Here is a 14,160-nt window from a genome sequence, read left to right on the forward strand (position 1 = left end):
AACCTGATGCCCTCCATGGTCATCTCCGTGTACGGCAAGTATGACTTCACCGCCGCCAACAGCCTCGTCTCTCCCATCGCCTCCCTGCTGCAGAAGTTCGCCTTCCTCATCATGGCCGTGCTGCTGGCCAAGTCCGGCGGGGACTACACGCTGCCCTACGGCGTGTTCATCGTCATCGACGTCATCGGCGCGGCGCTGCTGCTGTGCGTCACCGGCAAGTGCAAGGGCAAACAGGACTGAGCTTCTCCCCACCGCCCGCCGGCGGAAAACAATGCGCGCCCGGCCAGATGGCCGGGCGCGCGTTCTTCTGCTTCATTCCTGTTTCATCTGGGCGCTCATCGCTTGGTCAAAATGCTCGTTGATCTGCTTGGTGAATTCCAGCGCGGCGTTATAGCCCATCTTCTTGTGGCGGTTGTTCATGGCCGCCACCTCCACGATGACCGCCAGGTTCCGCCCCGGCTTTACCGGCACCGTCAGAGAGGGCACCTGCACGTCCAGGATCGTGGTGTACAGGTTCTCCAGGCCCAGGCGGTCATACATGGCCCCATCCTTCCACTGCTCCAGATTGATGACCATGTCGATCTCCGCCTCGTCCTTAACGGCGCTCATACCGAACAGCCGGCGCACGTCGATGACGCCGATGCCCCGCAGCTCGATATAGTGCCGGATCAGTTCCGGCGCGCTGCCCATCAGGCGCATGGCGGCGGTGCGTTTGATCTCCACCGCGTCGTCCGCGATCAGGCGGTGTCCCCGCTTGACCAGCTCGATGGCGGTCTCGCTTTTGCCCACGCCGGATTCGCCCAGCAGAAGCACACCCTCGCCGTACACATCCACCAGCACGCCGTGGCGGGTGATCCGGGGCGAAAGGTAGTTTTTCAACGCGGCGATGACGTTGCTCATAAACACCGAGGTGGTGTCCTGGCTGCGCAGGATCGTGCGGTCGTACTTCTCCGCCATCTCCATACACTCCGGGTAAGGCTCCATACCCCGGGAAATGATGAGCGCGGGGATCTCCTGGCTCAGGAGCTGCTCAAAGCTCTCCCGCCGCTGCTCCTCCGTCAGGCCGGACAGATAGGTGGTCTCCACCCGCCCGATGACCTGAAGCCGCTTGGGATCAAAATAATCGAAAAAGCCGGTGAGCTGGAGCCCGGGACGGTTCACGTCCTCCGTGCGGATGGGCCGCTCCGCGTACCCTTCCGCGCCCCGCAGCACCTCCAGATTGAATTCCTGGATCAGTTTCCCCAGCTTTACGCTGTAAAGGCTCTCCATCGGCGTCGCCTCCTTCTCTATAGCCGTAGTATACCATCGTTGACGGCCGGTTTGCAACTGCGGATGGAAAAAAGACCGGGGGCGTGGTATGCTGGTCTTGAGAAAATCTTGAGATTTTCACCGTATCCTGCGGATGGGAGATGACGATATGGCGGATACGCTTTTACTGGCGGATGACGAGGCGGGCATCACGGCGCTGATGCGGCAGTATTTTGAAGCGGCCGGCTACCGGGTGGTCTGCGCTTCCAGCGGGCGGGAGGCCCTGGAGCGGCTCTCCTGCAGGCCCGACCTGATCCTGCTGGATATCAGCATGCCGGATGTGGACGGGCTGGAGGTCTGCCGCCGAATCCGGTCCCACGTATCCTGCCCCATTCTCTTTCTGACCGCCCGGATCGAAACGGCGGACAAGGTACTGGGCTTTCAGGCCGGGGGCGACGATTACATTGTCAAGCCCTTCGACCTGGATGAGCTGGGCGCCCGGGTGGCCGCCCACCTGCGCCGGGAGCGCCGGGGGCCTCGGCGCCCCGCCCTGCGCTGCTTCGGAGCGCTGACCATCGACTATGAGAGCCGGACGGCTGAGGTGGGCGGCACAACGGTGCCCCTGTCCAAAAAGGAGTTCGACATCGTGGCCCTGCTCTCCCTCCACGATGGGCAGGTCTTCGACCGGGAGCGCATCTACGAGCGGGTGTGGGGGCTGGAGGGCGACGGCAGCAGCGATACCGTCATGGAGCACATCCGCAAGATCCGCGCCAAGCTGGGGCGCTGTACCAAGCACGAATACATCCATACGGTCTGGGGGGTGGGGTACAAATGGAACGGCTGAAGGGCATGGGACTCAAGCGCGCCCTCTTCTGGATCACCCTCTGGTGTCTGTCGGGGGCGGCCGCGGCCTGCGCCGCCCTGATCTTGGGGCTGGGCGCGCTGCAGCAGGCGGCCGCCCCCAGCGGCGTGGTACTTCAGATGGGAGAGCAGCCCGCCGTCCTCCAGCTTCCGGAGGTCTCCCGGGACCGGGCGGCCCTGGCCAACCTGCTGGGGGTGCTCCAGATCGTTTTGCCCGCAGTGGTGCTGGCGGGCAGCCTGCTGCTGGCGGGCGGGCTCTTCTACCGCTGGAAGCTGAAAAAGCCGCTGGAGCGGCTCCAGGCCGGGACGGAGGGGATCATGGCGGGGGATCTGGACTTTGCGCTGCACACCGCCTCCGCCGACGAGTTGGGACGGCTGTGCTCCGCCTTTGAAGCGATGCGCCGCGCCCTGCTGGAGAGCAACCGGCGGCTGTGGCGGCAGGCCGAGGACCGCCAGCGGCTCAACGCCGCGTTCGCCCACGACCTGCGCAACCCGGTGACGGTGCTCAAGGGCTGTGCCCGGCTGCTGGAGCAAGGACTGGAGCAGGGCAGCCTGACGGCGGAGAGCGCCAAACCCGCCGTGGCGCTGATGGGGCAGTACGCCCGTCGGGTAGAGGGCTATGTGGAGGCCATGACCCGGGCCCAGCGGCTGGAGGACCTGACCTGCGCTCCCGCCCCGGTGGAGGCGGCCTGTTTTGCCGCCGCCCTGCAGCATGCGCTGACTCTTCTGGCACAGGGAGCCGGAAAAGCGCTCTCCTTTACCGCCGCTCCCCTGCCGGCGGTCCTGACGCTGGACCGGGCGCTGTTCCAGGAGGCGGCCGAGAACCTGTGCGCCAACGCCCTGCGGTATGCCCGCAGGGCGGTGCGCGTCTCCCTTACCCTTGAAAACGGTCTGCTGGCGCTGACGGTGGCCGACGACGGCCCGGGCTTCCCGCCCCCTGTGCTGGAGCGGGCGGGCGCCCCCTTCCTGCGGGGGACGGAGGGCTGCGACGGACACTTCGGCATGGGGCTTTACCTGTGCCGCATGCTGTGTGAAAAGCACGGAGGCGCCCTGACGCTGGAGAATGCCGGCGGCGGGGCGGTGGCGCAGGCCTGCTTCCAAATTTCCGCTTCTTGATGTTTTTTTGAGATTTATCCCTTACACTCCCCTTATACCGGCCGCTTCCGCAAACGCGCCTTTTCGTTTTGCGGCGCGGCGGCGCTGTGCGTCCGCGCCGCGAAACGTGTCCTGCCGCGGGCGGGAGCACAGGATCAATACGATCGGGGGATTGTTTTTATGCTGATCGAAGCAACCGAATTGTCCAAGCGCTACGGCTGCGGCGCCGGACAGGTGACTGCGCTGGATCGGGTCAGCCTGCGCATCCGGCAGGGAGAATTTCTATCCGTCATGGGGCCCTCAGGCAGCGGAAAAAGCACCCTGCTCCATCTGCTCAGCGCCCTGGATCAGCCAACCTCGGGCTGTGTGCGCTACGACGGGGCCGATCTGGGGCAGCTGGACGACCGGGCCCTGTCCGCTCTGCGGCGGCGGCGGGTGGGCTTTATCTTTCAGCAGTTCAATCTGCTGCCGGTGCTCACCGCCCGGGAAAACATCCTGCTGCCCCTGCTTCTGGACCGGCGCAGGCCAGACTCCAACCGGCTGGAGGAGCTGGCCGGTCCGCTGGGCATCGCCGACCGGCTGGAGCATCTGCCCCATGAGCTCTCCGGCGGGCAGCAGCAGCGGGTGGCCATCGCCCGGGCCCTGTGCGCCGACCCGGAGGTGCTCTTTGCCGACGAGCCCACGGGCAACCTGGACAGCAACAGCGGCCGGGAGGTCATGGAGCTTTTGCGCGACGTGAACGCCCGTCTGAACAAGACCGTGGTGGTCATCACCCATGACAGCCGGGTGGCCGCGCTGGCCTGCCGCAGGCTGGAGATGTGCGACGGGACGCTGCGGGAGGTGGAGGTATGAGAGGCTGCGCCGCCCTGGCCTGGAGGGAGCTGCGGGCGCAGCGGGTGACTTCGGTCCTCATTCTGCTGGCCGTGATCCTTTCCACCACCATGACCGCCGCCATCGGCCAGTCGCTGGGCACCCTGAACGCCCTGCGCCTGCAGCAGGCGGCCTCGCTCAACGGGAACCGGCATGTCACCCTGCACAACCTGACGGCGGAGCAGGCGCAGGCCATCTCCGCCGACGAACGGGTGGCGTTTGCCGGGCGGATAACGGCGCTGGGCACCTGCAGGCTGGAGAACAGCAGTTTGACGCTGCTGCTGCGGGAGTATGACGGCGGCGCCCTGAGCGCCTACAGCGCCAGCCTGAAGCTGGCGGAAGGCGCGCTGCCCCGGGCGGCGGGCGAGATCGCCCTGCCCCGGGATGTGCTGACACTGCTGGGCTACTCCGGCGGCCCGGGCGGCACCCTCGTCCTTCCCCTGCAGATTTCCCGCATCCAGGACGCCGCGCCCAGCCATTCCTACACGGCGGAATTCACCCTGACCGGCATCTTTGAGAGCAGTTATGTGGGCTATGTCAGCCGTTCCGTAGCAGGCGCGGCAGGTCCCGGTTCGGCGGCAGAGCTGCTGCCGGAGCGCTATCAGGTATACAGTCTGGACCTGCGGCTTCGGGAGCCGGAACGTCTCCAGGAGACGGTGGACGATCTGGCCGGGCAATTCGATCTTCCGCAGGCCTGCATCCAGTATAACGACACCCTGCTGGACGCTTTGGGCGTCTCCTACCGGGGAAAAGGCGCTTCGGACGCCGGCGGGGCGGGTTTCCCCTATCTGGCCGCCGCCGGAGTTCTGGTGGCCGCTCTGGTGCTGCTGGCGGCCGGGCTGGTCATCTTTAATATTCTGAAGATCGCCGTCACCAAGCGCATCCGCTGCTACGGCACCCTGCGCGCTCTGGGGGCCGGGCGGGGACAGCTTTACGCGCTGGTCGGGCTGCAGCTGCTGCTGTGTGGCGCGGGCATCCCGGCGGGGGCGGTCCTGGGACTTCTCTGCGCCAAGGGCATCACGCTGGCGGTCACCGCGCTCTTCTCCCCCGACGTGCTCCTGGCGGGCAGCCGGGAAGAACTGGCCGCACTCATCCAGCAGAACAGCGCCGTCAGGCTGCCGTCCCTGCTCCTCAGCGGGGGGATCACGCTGCTCTTCGCCGCCCTGGCCGCCCTGCCTGCCGCACGGTACGCCGCGCGGGTCTCCCCCACCGCCGCCATGGCCGGTCCGGCACTGCGCATCCGCCGGCACGGCCGCCGGCTGCGTCCCATCCGCTCCTTTCCCGCGTTCTATGCCCGGATGAATCTGAAGCGCAGCCCCGGACGCACCGCCATCACGATCTGCTCCCTGGTGATGAGCATTACCGTCTTCGTGGCCCTGCAGAACTTCAGCGGACTGCTGGACGCCTCCCGCCGCGTGGAGCAGATGCATCTGGGCGACTATGCCGTATCCAATCTGGACGCGGGCTTTTCGCCCGCCGACGTGGAGGCCCTGGCGGACGACCCGGCGGTATCCGGCTTGTCCACCCTCAAGCACAAGGTCTACCAGCAGGATGCGTCCGGCGCGCTGGAGTTGGATACCGACCTGCTCCTTCAGAGCGGCGAGGTGCTTCATCTGGTCGGGCTGGACGACAAGCGGCTGTGCAAACTGGCCGACGGGCTCTCCCCCGCCACTCTGGAGGAGCTGCTGGCGGGCCGCTCCTGTCTGGCCGCAGGGCCGATCCCGTTTTCCTTCGACGGCGAGACTTATCCAGGCACCCAGGTAGAGGCAGGGATGCGCCTTACGGTTTCCGGCGTCGCTCTGACGGTGGCCGGCATCAGCCCCGCCCGGATCACCCCGGAGGGAGAGGGATTTCTCAACGGCGTGCAGGTCATCGTCTCAGACGGGCTCTTTGACCGGCTCACCGGTCTGAGCGGATACAACGAGCTCTATCTCACCCTGTCCGAGGGGACCGACCGCGCCGCGCTGGAGACGCGGCTGGACGCGCTGTGCGCCGGCAGCGGCGGCTACTGGCTCTCCTATGAGAACACCGACCGGCAGTTGGCGGAGAGCTATGCTCAAATCTCCCTGCTCTGCTGGGGCCTGATCCTGTTCATCGGCGCCATCGGCGTACTCAACATCGTCAACACCGTATTCACCAACATCCATACCCGCCTGAGCGAGATCGGCGTACAGCGCGCCATCGGCATGAGCACCGGGGACCTGTACCGCACCTTTCTGTGGGAGGGGGTCTATTACGGCGCCGCCGCAGCCGTACTGGGCGCTGCCGCAGGCTACGGGTGCACCGTCCTGGTACAGGCCGCCGTCACCGATACGCTGCAATGGGTCCCCTTCCCCGCCGTCCCCGTGCTTCAGGCCGCCGCAGCGTCTCTGCTCGCCTGCCTGCTGGCCACCTGCGCGCCCCTGCGCAGCGTGGGGCGAATGGACCCTGTGACCGCCATTGCAGGCGCGGAATGAGAAAAGGGGCGTTTTTTTCAAATTTCCTCTTGCATTTTCCGCCTGATTCTGCTAATATATCATTCGATGCTTTATAAAGCTATCCCTTAAAGCGAGGAGGTATAAGCGAATGGCCAAATGTGAATTTTGCGATAAGGGCGTTGTGTTCGGTATCCAGGTCTCCCACTCCCACCGCCGCTCCAACCGTCCCTGGAAGCCCAACGTGAAGCGCGTCAAGGCGATTGTAAACGGTACGCCCAAGCACGTGTACGTGTGCACCAGATGCCTCCGTTCGGGTAAGGTCACCCGCGCTGTGTAATAGGCACGACATCAGGCACAAATCCCCAGAACCGTTGGCTTAGCAGTGATAAGGAAGTAATTTAAACATGACTGTTAGCTGACGGATTCGGGTGCTAAAAAGGACACCTATTCTTTTGAATAGATGTCCTTTTTTGTTGTGCCGGGGGCTGTTTTGAATTGGGTCAGATGGTCCAGCTCTGGCTTTCGGTCTGCAGATCCACCATGTGGGTGTACTGGCCGTTCCGGGCATAAAGTGCATCGGGTGCGCCCTGTTCGGCCACCACGCCGTCGGACAGCACCACGATTTTGTCCGCCCCGGCTACGGTGCGCATCCGGTGGGCGATGATAAGGACAGTTTTGTGTTTTATGAGCCGGGAAAGTGCCTCCTGAATGGCAGTTTCGTTCTCCACGTCCAGACTGGCGGTGGCCTCGTCCAGCAGAATGATGGGCGCATCCTTCAGGAAGGCGCGGGCAATGGAAATGCGCTGACGCTCGCCGCCGGAAAGGGCGCAGCCATTCTCGCCGATGTTCGTGTTCCACTTGTCTGGCAGCTTTTCGGCAAATTCCTCGCAGTTTGCCAGCTTTGCCGCCGCAAGGACCTCCTCGTCGGTGGCACCTTTGCGCCCCAGACGGATATTTTCCAGTATCGTGTTGTCAAACAGCGTCACATCCTGAAACACGATGGAATACAGGCTCATGAGCCTTTCCGGGTCGATTCGGGAAACCTCCATGCCGCCCACGGTAATGCTGCCCTTCTGGTAGTCCCAGAACCGTGCCGCCAGCCGGGAAACGGTAGTCTTGCCGCCGCCGGAGGGACCCACCAGTGCCGTGACCTCGCCCTGCTTTGCGGTAAAGGAGACATCCCGCAGCACCGTTTCGCCGGAGTTGTAGGCAAAGCCCACATGGTCGAACACGATATCGCAGCCCTGATTGGTCAGCTGCTCGCTGCCGGTCTGCAGGGGAGCGTCCAGAATCTCGATCATCCGCCCCACATTGGTGCGCATGGCAATGACCGCCGCCAGATTCTGCAACGCGCCCTGCATAGGGTCATACATCCGGGAAGCCGCCATCAGGAACAGAAACAGGGTCAGCACATCGATACTGCCCTGCACCAGCAGCACCGAGCCGGTGAGTGCCACCGATGCAATGCCCAGCTTGAGCACCATGCTCGCAGAGGACACAAACAGCGCTGTTTCCAGTTCTGCTGCGATGGACTGCTTTTCCACAGCCCGAATTTTGCCGGAAAGACCGGACAGATAACGCTGCTCCGCATTGCTGGCTTTCAGGTCCCGGAGAGTCTCGATGTACTCCTGAATGCCGTCCGCACAGGCCATTTTCGCCGCCATGGTCTTGGCCTGCACCTTGTCCTGCACCCGGTAGCTGCCCACCACGATGGCAACGGATACCGGGATGACCCACAATGCTGCCAGAGCCATCCGTCCGTCAAAGGCGAACAGGCTCAGAGCAATGAGCACCGTGGAGATGAGGGAACCGAATAGACCGGGGATGAAGTGGGAGCAGTCCTTTTCCAACACCTCGCAGTCTGCCATGATGGTGCTGGTCAGGTCGGCAAGGTCCCGCTTGCCGAAAAAGTACAGGGGCAGCTTGCGCAGTCGTTCCGCAAGGGTCAGGCGGCGGGTGCCGCTCTCTTTATAGGTCGTAAAATAGGTGCCATTGTACTGGAACCATGTGGTCAGCAGGATCAGCGCAAAGCAGGCCGCACACCCCAGCAGATAAAAACCTTTTCTCCCGCTCGTGGAGCCTGCAAGCATGTCTTTTACCAAGAGATACAGCAGCCCGGTGGGCAACATGAATGCCATGTTTTGGAACGCACAGGCCAGAACGCCCTTTACAAGCCCTTTTGCGCCCTCCGGGGAGCTGGCTGTGGCGTGTTGAATTTTTCCGATCATCTTTTACCCCTCCTTTGCGACCTTCCACTGCACCGAGGCCTGATAATCCTGCCACATCCGGGCAAACAGGCCGTTCTGCGCGCACAGTTCGTCCTTTGTGCCGGATTCTGCAATTTGCCCATCCTGCACCACATAGATGCAGTCGGCGTTGGCTACGGTAGACAGGCGGTGTGCGATCATCAGCACGGTTTTGCCCTTGGCAAGCCGGGCAAAGGCTGCCTGCACCTTGGCTTCATTGTCTGGGTCGGCAAAAGCGGTGGCCTCATCCAGAATCAGGATGGGCGCATTTTTCAGCATAGCACGGGCAATGGCGATGCGCTGCTGCTCGCCGCCGGAAAGATACACGCCCTTGGTGCCAATGACGGTATGGATGCCCGCCGGGAACTTTTCTATAATATCCATGCACTGGGCGGCCTTGATCGCCGCCAGCACCTCGGCTTCGGTGGCCTGCGGTCTGCCCAGACGGACGTTATCCAGAATGCTGCCCTTGAGCAGGCGGCTGTTCTGGAACACAAAGGAGATGGTATCCATCAGCTCTTCCTTGGGGATATCCCGCACATCCGCTCCGCCCACCCGGACGCTGCCGCTCTGCGCATCAAAGAACCGGCAGACAAGGTTTGCCAGCGTGGATTTTCCGCCGCCGGAGGGACCTACAAAAGCCACAGTCTGTCCCGGCTGGATGTCCATGGAAACGCCCCTGATAACATCCGTCTTGCCGTCATAGCTGAAATGCACATCCCGCAGCGTCACGGAGCCGTCCTGCGGGTGCTGGGGCTTGCTGCTCACCGGCACAGGCGCTGCATCCAGCACGGAATCGATCCGCTGCAGGGCATCGGCCACCACCATCTTGTTTTCGCTCATGTACATGATCTTCGTCAGCGTCAGGGAGATCACCGGCGTGATGATGATATAGAACAGCAGGTTCAGCAGAAATTCCGGTGTCACGCCGTGTGTCGTGAACAGCAGTCCGCCCGCAATCAGAAAGGCGAACACGCCGTTGACGGCGGCGGTGTAGAACATCATGGGCAGGCGCAGGTCTTTGGTGTAGGAGATGACCCACTTTTCGTACTCATCAATGGTGGCCTTGAACTTTTTGAAGGAAAACACACTCTGCCCGAAGGTCTTGACCACCGGAATGCCCCGGACGTATTCCACTGCCTCGTTGGACATGGCCTCCAAGGCGTTGCCGTACTGCCGCATTTTTTCGACCATCCGCTTGCCGGTCATGGTCGCCATAATGAGGAAAGCCAGCACCACCGGCGCAAGGCTCAGCAGCCCCAACCTCCAGTCGAACGCCAACAGCAGCACCAGCAGCCCCACCGGGGTGGCGATGGCGTTGTACTGGTCGGGCAGCTGGTGGGCAAGATAGGTCTCGGCGGCTCCGGTGCTCTCGTGGATGATCTTGCGCAGCTTGCCGCTGCCGAATTTCTCGGCAAAGCCCAGCGGCAGCACTGCCAGATGCTCCGACACTGCCAGCCGCAGATTCGTCGCCACCCGGAACGCCGACAGATGGGAGCACATCAGCGCCGCAACGTAAATAAGGTAAGACAGCACCGCGAATAACACTGCCATCCAGCCGTAATGGGGGATGTTCACCGCCTGCACATAGTTTGGCGCTGCGTCCAGCACATCCCGCAGGATCTTCCAGATGTACACAAAAGGCACCAGCGCCACCAGCGCACTGGCCCCGGACAACACCCACGAAGCGTAGGTGAAATATCGGCGGTTCCCGGCGTAACCCATCAGCCGGGAAAGATCAGACTGTTTTTTCAATTAAATCACATCCTCATTTGAAAAACGGTATGCGCACCCGCTTGATCCAAACGGGTGCGCAAAGAGCAATTATTCTGCATTCGACAGATTTTCTGTGACGAACAGCTCAATGACATTTTCCATGGTCGCCTGATCATAGTTCTCCGCGATGGCTGCTGCGTTCCAGTAGGCGTAATTGCCCTCGAACCAGCTTTGCAGATCACTTAGATCCTCTGCATAACGGAATTCCAGATGATAGGTGGTTTCCATGGTGTCGGGCGAGAACGCAAAATAGGTAAACTCGCCGGAATCTTCATCCTCGCTCTGATAGAAGATAAAGCCGTTTTCGTTTTCCTCGTCCAGCAGCTTGTAGGTGTGGGAGAAAACCTCCTGTCCCTGCGTGTCCAGACCGGTGATCGTGTGACCGTCCATCACGAATTTGCCCACGCCGCCCAGAAAATAGCAGTTAAACGCCATGCTGTCCGGGTCTGCCGCGTATTTTTCCGCCGCCTCCGGGCCGTAAGGCTCCGCCATGCACATTCCCAGCAGCATATCCGTGGCAGTCTCCGCGTTCTCCGCGCCTGCCAGCGGCGTGGTGGCATCGATCCAGATATTCCGATACTCGGATTTTGACAGCTCCGGGAACAGCTCCACATACGTGCCGCTGATGGTGGTCAGATAATCGTCGGTCGTCGTGCTCTGGTCAGCCGCCGGCGGCGTCTGTTCATCTGTTTTCGTCTGGCCGCAGCCGGCAGCCGACAGCAGGCAGATCACGCAAAGCACAAAAGCAGCAAATTTCTTTTTCATACAGTACCTCCTGAAACTTCTTGGTTAGCGTCCTCTAACCACCGCGTATTCTAACATGATTCGCGTTTTCAAACTACTCCGTTTTGGTTTCTATGCTCCGTTTTACTGCATTCGCTTTATCAGCGCGATAGCGGGACGGTGTCTTCCCGTACCGCTTTTTAAAGCTCTCCGAAAATTTGCTGGCGTTGTCATATCCTGCGTGCTGGGCGATCTCTGTAATAGGCTTCCTGCTGCGAACCAGCTCCACCGCTGCTTGCTCCAGACGATATTCTTTGATATAGCGGTAAACTGGCACACCATAGACCTGCTTAAACAGCTTTTGCAGGTGGGACACCGACATCTCATGCTCCGCTGCCACTTGGGCAAGAGACACATATCCCTCCCGGTTCGTCAGCAGATGATCCCGGAGATGGTGTGCCAGCGCCGTCTGCTCGGCAGAGCAATACGGATCCGCAGCACGTTCCTGCGGAATGCGGCCCAGCAGCAGCATCAGCTCCAGAACCTTCAGCTGCAAAAAGCCGCGCTCTGCGTAGGAGACGCTTTCACAAAGCTCACGGAATACATGCTCGCAGCGCGGACCGGCGGGGCCGACCATATACCATTTGCTGCCCAGAAGATTCTGCTTGAGCGCGGTAAAGTCTATGGGAAATGCCGGAGCATTCAGGCGTATCCAGTGTCCTGCGGCTGCGGGGTCGATTTCGAGACAAAGGCCCTCGTAATAGCCAAGCGGAAAGTATGACTCCGACTTTGTCCCGTGCAGCCCATCGTAGCAGCTGATCGCCATGTCTCCCGGTTTCAGCAGAACATGACTGCGCATGGAAAAGCTGGTTTCGAAGCGTCCGTTGATGCAGAAGTTGACTTCCAGCACGCCGACCTGTGTGCGGATCTCCGTATACGATCCCATTTCCATCTGCATCAGCATCACGCTCACGCCGTCAAAGATCCGAAAACAGTGAATTTCTCCGTTTCCGTCGGCGTTTTCAAAGCCGCCTGTCTGACCGATCGGGCAGGAACCGATATTGGTTTCGTCATGGTAAGTAATGTGAACGATGGTCAACACCGCCTTTCTCCAATGGAATGCCATGCGCCTGTGCCGATGCCGGCGTTTACTCCGTGCTCGTCCATGTGTGGATGGCTGCGCTCACGCGGCGGTCAATATCCTGGCGTGTCTGTCTGCACGCTTCCGGAAACTGCTTTGCTGCCTGAAATGCCAGACGGACGAAGAGGCCTGCTCCCACAGGCAGCATGATCTTCAGCATTCCCTCCGGGAAAACAAAGTGGGTGCCGTGGGCGTAGACCGCCGTCTCAACTTCGCATGCATGGGGCTTTTCCGCAAAGCGCTTTTCCATCCGGCGGATGTATTTAGCCGTGTCCCACAGCACATCGTCCTCCGCACCGATCAGCAGCAGCTTTTCCCGGATGTTTTCGATGGGAATAAACTCCTCCGGCCGGATGGGGTGCGCCGCCTCGGAATCGTCAAACAACTTGCGGGAGTTGACCATGTCACCGGTGCGTTTGCTCTCGGCGGCGATACAGTGCCAGTAGTCAGGGTGCTGATAGCAAAAGGGCATATAGGGCAGCGGCTTGCCCCGGTATGAGAACAGCGACTCGCCCTCGACCGGCCACTCCTTGCAGCCGTCCCTTTTACCCTGCATAAAGCCCTGCCACACAAAATCGCTGGGCGTCATGGCAATGGTCAGGGTGATATCCGGGAACATGGCCGCTGCCGTCAGCGCCAGCGTTCCGGTGGTGGATGCACCGGCAATGCCGATTTTTTGATTGCCGTTGGCTTTCAGCCACGAAATTGCCGCCTCTATGCGCTCCAGCGGATAATTGTGATGGCCGTAATCCTTTTTCGCAGGCGACATTGTGAGCACGTTTACGCCCCGCCCGCAGAGCCATTTCGCCGCCGAGCGGGCAAGCCGATCCTCCGGGTCATCCCCGATCATCGCAATCACCGCGCAGTCCGACCCGCCGGCGCACGCCCAGTACGCGCCGTAAAAGCCGGCGGTCTCCACATCAAAGTGCAGGTGCTTCATTGTTTCCCTCTAAATTTGATTTTTACGATCTGCATTCTCATCATCCCATCGCCGACCCGGGCAAGGAAGCGGAAAAAGCCGCTGACTGACGGGCCTTTCAGATCGTTGTAGCCCAGCATATAGCCCCGGCTGGAGACCCGCAAACTGCTGTCCCACGCGCCGATCTCGCTTTTCGCGTCCGAAACGGCAAAGTATGCGCCCACATCCTTAATCTCGGCATCCTTCAGCCATGTTTTCAGCATCAGCTTGACTGCCTTCTCATTGGCGGCATCGAACACCAGCACAGCGCCCGGAAAAGCGTCTGCCATAGCACGTACCAGTGTTTTTACCTGCTCCTTTAGGAAATAGTAGAACACTCCCGCCGCAAAGAAGACCGCGCCGCCGGAGGCGTCGATTCTCTCAAACCACGATGTATCGTTGAGGTCGCAGGGGATATTTTCCTCCCGCTCCCTGGCAGGGAGCAGCTCGTTGCGCACAGCAATGACGTCCGGAAAGTCCAGATTGTAGAGCTTGCACTTACCGTTATCGCAAGCCCGACCTGTGCTGTCCAACCCGCAGCCGAGATTCACCACCGCCGCATTGGGATGACTTTTCAGATACTCCCGCACCTCGAAGGCAAGGTCGTTCTGCCGCATGGCGACCTCAAGAAAGCCGAAGCGCTGCATCGAATTGCGGGATTTTTTCTCCAAGGCGGAAAAATCATAGTCGACCGCGTTTACCAGCCGCCGCGCCGCCTCATCTCGGTACAAACTGGGGTACAGCTCGGAGCACATTTTCCGTGCGTACAGCGGAATGATCAGCGTCTCCTGCACCGTGTTCTTTTCAATTTTATAGCGCACAGTC

General features: G+C 61.2%; 13 protein-coding genes. 6 read left to right on the top strand and 7 right to left on the bottom strand.

What is annotated here, in order from left to right; all coding sequences use genetic code 11:
* Window positions 1–240: hypothetical protein (locus tag NE547_RS15090; RefSeq protein ID WP_370866859.1), on the top strand; the 240-nt coding region annotated here is incomplete at its 5' end.
* 72 nt (window positions 241–312) lie between these two features.
* On the opposite strand, the gene hprK is transcribed toward NE547_RS15090, so the two are convergent.
* Window positions 313–1,269: an HPr(Ser) kinase/phosphatase gene (gene hprK / locus NE547_RS15095; RefSeq protein ID WP_186907187.1), complete on the bottom strand. Its 957-nt coding sequence runs from the start codon at window positions 1,267–1,269 to the stop codon at window positions 313–315.
* 148 nt (window positions 1,270–1,417) lie between these two features.
* On the opposite strand from hprK, the gene NE547_RS15100 reads away from it, so the two are divergent.
* The 5 genes from NE547_RS15100 (at window position 1,418) to rpmB (ending at window position 6,828) form a co-directional block, all read left to right on the top strand.
* Complete coding sequence (locus NE547_RS15100; RefSeq protein WP_186907207.1) at window positions 1,418–2,092, top strand: response regulator transcription factor; 675 nt, start codon at window positions 1,418–1,420, stop codon at window positions 2,090–2,092.
* Window positions 2,080–3,225 carry a HAMP domain-containing sensor histidine kinase gene (locus NE547_RS15105; RefSeq protein WP_256176315.1) on the top strand — a complete coding sequence of 382 codons (1,146 nt, stop codon included), beginning with the start codon at window positions 2,080–2,082 and terminating at the stop codon, window positions 3,223–3,225. Before NE547_RS15100 ends, NE547_RS15105 begins: the two co-directional genes overlap by 13 nt.
* Before the next feature lie 159 nt (window positions 3,226–3,384).
* On the top strand, window positions 3,385–4,056 hold the full coding sequence (locus NE547_RS15110) for an ABC transporter ATP-binding protein (RefSeq protein ID WP_186907185.1): 672 nt from the start codon (window positions 3,385–3,387) through the stop codon (window positions 4,054–4,056).
* Window positions 4,053–6,530 carry an ABC transporter permease gene (locus NE547_RS15115; protein WP_256176316.1) on the top strand — a complete coding sequence of 826 codons (2,478 nt, stop codon included), beginning with the start codon at window positions 4,053–4,055 and terminating at the stop codon, window positions 6,528–6,530. The genes NE547_RS15110 and NE547_RS15115 overlap by 4 nt, the downstream gene beginning before the upstream one ends.
* A 109-nt stretch (window positions 6,531–6,639) precedes the next feature.
* Window positions 6,640–6,828 carry a 50S ribosomal protein L28 gene (gene rpmB, locus NE547_RS15120; protein WP_033116638.1) on the top strand — a complete coding sequence of 63 codons (189 nt, stop codon included), beginning with the start codon at window positions 6,640–6,642 and terminating at the stop codon, window positions 6,826–6,828.
* A gap of 163 nt (window positions 6,829–6,991) precedes the next feature.
* On the opposite strand, the gene NE547_RS15125 is transcribed toward rpmB, so the two are convergent.
* The 6 genes from NE547_RS15125 to NE547_RS15150 form a co-directional block, all read right to left on the bottom strand.
* Entirely contained in the window at window positions 6,992–8,719 is a 1,728-nt protein-coding gene (locus NE547_RS15125; protein WP_256176317.1) for an ABC transporter ATP-binding protein, read from the bottom strand.
* Window positions 8,720–8,722: 3 nt separating this feature from the next.
* Window positions 8,723–10,492 carry an ABC transporter ATP-binding protein gene (locus NE547_RS15130; protein ID WP_256176318.1) on the bottom strand — a complete coding sequence of 590 codons (1,770 nt, stop codon included), beginning with the start codon at window positions 10,490–10,492 and terminating at the stop codon, window positions 8,723–8,725.
* Window positions 10,493–10,561: 69 nt separating this feature from the next.
* Complete coding sequence (locus NE547_RS15135) at window positions 10,562–11,278, bottom strand: hypothetical protein (RefSeq protein WP_256176319.1); 717 nt, start codon at window positions 11,276–11,278, stop codon at window positions 10,562–10,564.
* A 73-nt stretch (window positions 11,279–11,351) separates the two neighbouring features.
* Window positions 11,352–12,338 carry a helix-turn-helix domain-containing protein gene (locus NE547_RS15140; protein ID WP_256176320.1) on the bottom strand — a complete coding sequence of 329 codons (987 nt, stop codon included), beginning with the start codon at window positions 12,336–12,338 and terminating at the stop codon, window positions 11,352–11,354.
* 46 nt (window positions 12,339–12,384) lie between these two features.
* Window positions 12,385–13,317, bottom strand: a complete 933-nt coding sequence (locus tag NE547_RS15145) for an acyl-CoA thioester hydrolase/BAAT C-terminal domain-containing protein (protein ID WP_256176321.1) — start codon at window positions 13,315–13,317, stop codon at window positions 12,385–12,387.
* A complete protein-coding gene (locus NE547_RS15150; RefSeq protein ID WP_256176322.1) occupies window positions 13,314–14,156 on the bottom strand; it encodes a class I SAM-dependent methyltransferase in 843 nt (280 codons plus the stop codon). Before NE547_RS15150 ends, NE547_RS15145 begins: the two co-directional genes overlap by 4 nt.
* Between the last annotated feature and the right edge of the window lie 4 nt (window positions 14,157–14,160).

Source organism: Flavonifractor sp. DFI.6.63 (genome assembly GCF_024462255.1).
GTDB classification, from domain to species: Bacteria; Bacillota; Clostridia; order Oscillospirales; family Oscillospiraceae; genus Lawsonibacter_A; species Lawsonibacter_A hominis.

Bases quoted from the DNA above. Each gene is read 5' to 3' on its own strand.
- NE547_RS15145 (WP_256176321.1), bottom strand. From the start codon at position 13,317: ATGAAGCACCTGCACTTTGATGTGGAGACCGCCGGCTTTTACGGCGCG.
- NE547_RS15125 (WP_256176317.1), bottom strand. From the start codon at position 8,719: ATGATCGGAAAAATTCAACACGCCACAGCCAGCTCCCCGGAGGGCGCA.
- NE547_RS15105 (WP_256176315.1), top strand. From the start codon at position 2,080: ATGGAACGGCTGAAGGGCATGGGACTCAAGCGCGCCCTCTTCTGGATC.
- rpmB (WP_033116638.1), top strand. From the start codon at position 6,640: ATGGCCAAATGTGAATTTTGCGATAAGGGCGTTGTGTTCGGTATCCAG.
- hprK (WP_186907187.1), bottom strand. From the start codon at position 1,269: ATGGAGAGCCTTTACAGCGTAAAGCTGGGGAAACTGATCCAGGAATTC.
- NE547_RS15115 (WP_256176316.1), top strand. From the start codon at position 4,053: ATGAGAGGCTGCGCCGCCCTGGCCTGGAGGGAGCTGCGGGCGCAGCGG.
- NE547_RS15110 (WP_186907185.1), top strand. From the start codon at position 3,385: ATGCTGATCGAAGCAACCGAATTGTCCAAGCGCTACGGCTGCGGCGCC.
- NE547_RS15100 (WP_186907207.1), top strand. From the start codon at position 1,418: ATGGCGGATACGCTTTTACTGGCGGATGACGAGGCGGGCATCACGGCG.
- NE547_RS15135 (WP_256176319.1), bottom strand. From the start codon at position 11,278: ATGAAAAAGAAATTTGCTGCTTTTGTGCTTTGCGTGATCTGCCTGCTG.